The sequence below is a fragment of the Pseudomonas extremorientalis genome (assembly GCF_001870465.1).
In the GTDB taxonomy this organism is placed as follows: Bacteria; Pseudomonadota; Gammaproteobacteria; order Pseudomonadales; family Pseudomonadaceae; genus Aquipseudomonas; species Aquipseudomonas extremorientalis.
Map to the genome: position 1 here is coordinate 1 of NZ_MDGK01000005.1, position 4312 is coordinate 4312.

At 58.4% G+C, this 4312-nt stretch carries 6 protein-coding genes; all 6 read right to left on the reverse strand.

Translation table 11 applies throughout. The annotated features are described in order from the left end of the window. On the reverse strand, positions 1 to 640 hold a 640-nt coding region (locus BFN10_RS01405), incomplete at its 3' end, for a hypothetical protein (RefSeq protein WP_139221099.1). 552 nt (positions 641 to 1192) lie between these two features. Continuing rightward, on the reverse strand, positions 1193 to 2152 hold the full coding sequence (locus BFN10_RS01410) for a tRNA dihydrouridine synthase (RefSeq protein WP_071488108.1): 960 nt from the start codon (positions 2150 to 2152) through the stop codon (positions 1193 to 1195). 55 nt (positions 2153 to 2207) lie between these two features. Further along, positions 2208 to 2642, reverse strand: a complete 435-nt coding sequence (locus BFN10_RS01415) for an acyl-CoA thioesterase (RefSeq protein WP_033901813.1) — start codon at positions 2640 to 2642, stop codon at positions 2208 to 2210. A 40-nt stretch (positions 2643 to 2682) separates the two neighbouring features. Further along, entirely contained in the window at positions 2683 to 3516 is an 834-nt protein-coding gene (locus BFN10_RS01420) for an alpha/beta hydrolase (RefSeq protein ID WP_071488109.1), read from the reverse strand. 14 nt (positions 3517 to 3530) lie between these two features. Then, positions 3531 to 4070 carry a TetR/AcrR family transcriptional regulator gene (locus BFN10_RS01425; RefSeq protein ID WP_058426896.1) on the reverse strand — a complete coding sequence of 180 codons (540 nt, stop codon included), beginning with the start codon at positions 4068 to 4070 and terminating at the stop codon, positions 3531 to 3533. Next, a partial coding sequence (locus BFN10_RS29560; RefSeq protein WP_208610095.1) for a hypothetical protein occupies positions 4060 to 4312 on the reverse strand: 253 nt, incomplete at its 5' end. The genes BFN10_RS29560 and BFN10_RS01425, both read right to left, overlap by 11 nt.

Genomic DNA, 4312 nt, shown 5'->3' on the forward strand with positions numbered 1-4312 from the left:
TAGTACCATCACCAGCAGTCTTCACTTGCACAGAGCCGTCAGCACCAACATTGACTTTAGCGCCCTTATCTGCGGTAACTGTCGATTTAGTAGCATCACCAGCAGTCTTCACTTGCACAGAGCCGTCAGTACCAACATTGACTTTAGCTTCCTTATCCGCAGTGACTGTCGATTTCTTACTATCGTCAACAGTCTTCATTTGCGTGGAGCCGTCTGCATTGATAGTCACGCCCGCAATGCCGCCGGAGACCCGTTCACCTTTCCTGGCAAAAGGTGACGACTTCCCTTGGGAATTCGAACCACCCTCCACAGACACTTCAACACCACTCTCCGCCTTGGCTGCATGCGGTACTACTGTCGTGGCATGAGAACTGAATCCCCTGCCGGACAACAGGCTGCGCATGGCTTTGAAGACCAGATCAAACATCTCAAATAATTTTTCCAGCGCATCGGAGTTAACGGAAATCTCCTTTGCCTCCGTCACAGTTTGATTAACGTCTCGTGCAACCCCTTTAATACCGAGATCCGTAGCGAGCGTGCCGACGCGCTCAACATCTTTCACAAGACCGGTCGAACTTTTGCTCGCCGACGGGAGTTCCGGAATAAAAGCCTTAGGAGTGCCAAGCGATACATTAGACATCTTGTAACCTCATGATTAGTTATGTGCTGCCTCGAAGCATTTGGAAATCCGGACAGCAATTAATGTAAAACTGGAAACAATCATCATCTCGCAGTCCCTATTTTCGTGGACCGAAACGCAATCAAGTTCCAACAATCCAACTTCACAAAAGGCAAACAAAATCAAGAATCAGGTTTTAGCCTATGACTATTCAAGAAACCGCTCTAAATCCACTGCACCAGCGAGTATTCCATGGACAAACAAGGTAACAACCAAGCCCAAATCTAAAACAATGAAACCATTTACTCCGGCAAGATTTCACACTTATGTTAATTGCGCACAAGCGCGTACCAGAAGTTAATTAAACTGTATTCTTCCTGAAAATCAAGGTATCAATCAAATAACTGCATACATTCAGAACGCGCTATCACCCTCGATAAACATTAATGCTGCACCCCTGACAACCCGGAACTTTCACTTAAACACAGCCCAAAAAAAGGGCGCCAAGGGCGCCCATTTATCGATGTATTTGAAAACTTATTAAATATCAACGCTATTTTTCAGCGCCGTCACTCACTGACTGTCTACCGGCACCATACCGAGCAAACGGCTCACTTGGGCCAGCTCGGTTTCCCGACGCATCGCCGTAAACAGCTCCACCGCTTCCGGGTAGTTGCGCGTGAGCATCGCCAGCCACTGCTTCAATCGACCTGGCGCCTGTCGCTCGGTCAGTTGCGCCACCGACTGGGTCCAGAAGTCCTGGAGCAGGGGCTGCATCTGCGCCCAGGTCATTTCGACCACCTCCTCACCCGCCCGCGCGGCAGCGATCTGCCGCGCCAGGTCCGGACGCGCCACCAGGCCCCGACCCAGCATGATGTCTTCGGCACCGGTGATTTCACGGCAACGCTTCCAGTCTTCGACACTCCAGATATCGCCATTGGCGAACACCGGCACCTTGACCACATCCTGCACACGCGGGATCCACTCCCAGTGCGCCGGTGGCTTGTAGCCGTCGGTCTTGGTACGCGCATGCACCACGATATGCGCCGCGCCGCCTTCCGCCAGGGCCGTAGCGCACACCAGGGCGCCGTCCGGGCTGTCGAAACCCAGGCGCATCTTGGCAGTCACCGGGATGTGCGCCGGCACAGCACGGCGCACGTGCTCGACGATCTGGTTGAGCAACTCCGGCTCCTTGAGCAGCACCGCACCGCCACGGGACTTGTTGACGGTCTTGGCCGGGCAGCCGAAGTTGAGGTCGATGACCTGCGAACCGAGCTCACACGCCAGCGCAGCGTTTTCCGCCAGGCACACGGGATCAGAGCCGAGCAATTGCACGCGCAGCGGCACACCGGCAGCGGTGTGGGCACCGTGCAACAGTTCCGGGGCGAGTTTGTGGAAATACGCCGGGGTGAGCAGGCGGTCGTTGACGCGGATGAACTCGGTCACGCACCAGTCGATACCACCGACACGGGTCAGCACGTCCCGCAGGATGTTGTCGACCAACCCCTCCATGGGCGCCAAAGCAATTTGCATGGAAAACACTCAACAAAAATCGTGGCGCAGTTTACTGGGTTTCCCACAGCAACCGTTAACCCCCTGTCAGGGCGGGGCCATAACCGTCGAGGAATTCAGCCGGCATGCGCTTGGGCTTGCCGGTGGACAGCTCAATGCAGACGAAGGTGGTTTGCGCACGCAACAGGGTCGCGCCGTCACGGGGGCGGACCAGTTGGAAGCGCCGGGTCATTTTCAGGCGCTGGTCCCAATCGACGATCCAGGTGGCCAGTTGCAGCTCGTCGCCTTCATAACCGGCGGCCAGGTAGTCGATCTCATGACGCACCACGGCCATGGCGCGGTCCAGGCGCCGATATTCGGTCAGGTCCAGGCCCAGGCGCTGGGAGTGGCGCCAGGCGCAGCGCTCCAGCCAGGACACGTACACCGCGTTATTGGCGTGCCCCAGGCCGTCGATGTCTTCAGGCGCAACCTGCAGATCGATGATGAATGGCGTTGCCAAATCCCAGCCCATGCCTTGCTCCCAGTCGATTAATGTCGGCGAGGAGAGTGTATCAGGCGCTCTGCCGCTCCTGTAGACGACAGCCGGCCAGCAACGCCAGTACAGCGTCGATCACACGCGGATCGGCCAGGACTTTCTGGTGACCGCCCTGCTCCAGGCGTAGCAAGCGGCTGTCGAACCAGGCTTCGTGGATGGCTTGCGAGGCTTTGACCGGAACGAAGGTGTCATCTTCGGCGTGCACGATCAGGCCGGGAATATTCATCTGGTAATGCGCCACGTCCAGGTGTTTGAGCGGCATTCCGAAAGTCAACTCGACCTCCTGGATAAACGCCGAACGCGCCCGCGCTGGCAAACCGACCATCCTGGTAAAGCCGCGCAGCACATCCAGAAAGCGCGACGGCGCGGCGATACTCACCAACGCCTCGGTGCGCAGCCCCAACTGCACCGCCAGCATCGCACTGGCGCCGCCCATGGAATGGCCGATCACGGCGTGCAGCGGCGGCAACTCGGCGGCAGCTTCAAGCATGGCGCGGGCAAACAGCAGCACATGGGCTTCACGCCCCGGCGAACGGCCATGGGCGGGACCATCAAGGGCAATCACGGAATAACCGTTGTCGACCAATGCGCTGATCAAGCTGGCAAATTGGGTAGGACGCCCTTCCCAACCGTGCATCAGCAACACCGCCGGCCCCTGGCCCCAGCGCAACGCGGACAAGCCGAAACGCAGGGTGATGCGCTCCGATTGCGCCAGCAGCGGCAGTTCCCAGTCACGCGGCGGCAGCTCGCGGGGCGTCATGAAGGCACGACGCATGCGGTTGGCCACCGTTTGCGGCACCAGGTGGCCCAGCGTGCTGTTGAAGCGACGAACCCAGGTAAGCGTGCCCATCATGCAGCCCTCTTCTAGCGCACGGCCGACTTGGCGGCGCGCAGCACACGGTCAGACAACTCACCCGGCCCCAAGGCGCGGGCCAGGGCCAGACCACCGATCATCAGTGCCATGTCAGCCAGGGCTTTGTCGGTGTCTTCGGGGCTGGCAGCCAACTGCGCAGCCATCAGCTCACAGTGCTCGTTCAACGCCTGGCGGAACTCATCCGGCAGGCGGCTCATCTCGCCGACCGTGGCGGGAATCGGGCAAGCCTGGGCAGTGGAGTCGCGGTGCTTGCGCGACAGGTAGAACGCCGCCACCAGGCTTCTGCGCTCCTCTCCGGTCAGCTGTGAGTCCATGTCATCAATCGACGCTCGACGCTTGGCCAGCAACTGGGTGAAGGCCTCCAGCATCAGCGCATCCTTGCTTTCGAAGTGCGCGTAGAAACCACCGACGGTCAGCCCCGCCGCGCCCATCACTTCGCCCACACTCGGTTCAGCCGGGCCACGCTGGATCAGCGCGGCGCTGGCGGCCTGCAAAATGCGTTCGCGGGTTTGCGCTTTTTTATCGCTCATCATCGCCTCCGATGTTCATGGGTTGAATATTATTACCATAATAATATTTGGCAAGCGACGGGCATGACCGCTGGTCAGAAGAAAAGTAGGAAAGGAAAAAGAATTGGCCAAACGCCAGACAAACAAAAGGGCCATTCAATAATTGAATGACCCTTAAAAATCCCGCAGAGCGGGTAATCGTGGCGTCCCCTAGGGGACTCGAACCCCTGTTACCGCCGTGAAAGGGCGGTGTCCTAGGCCAC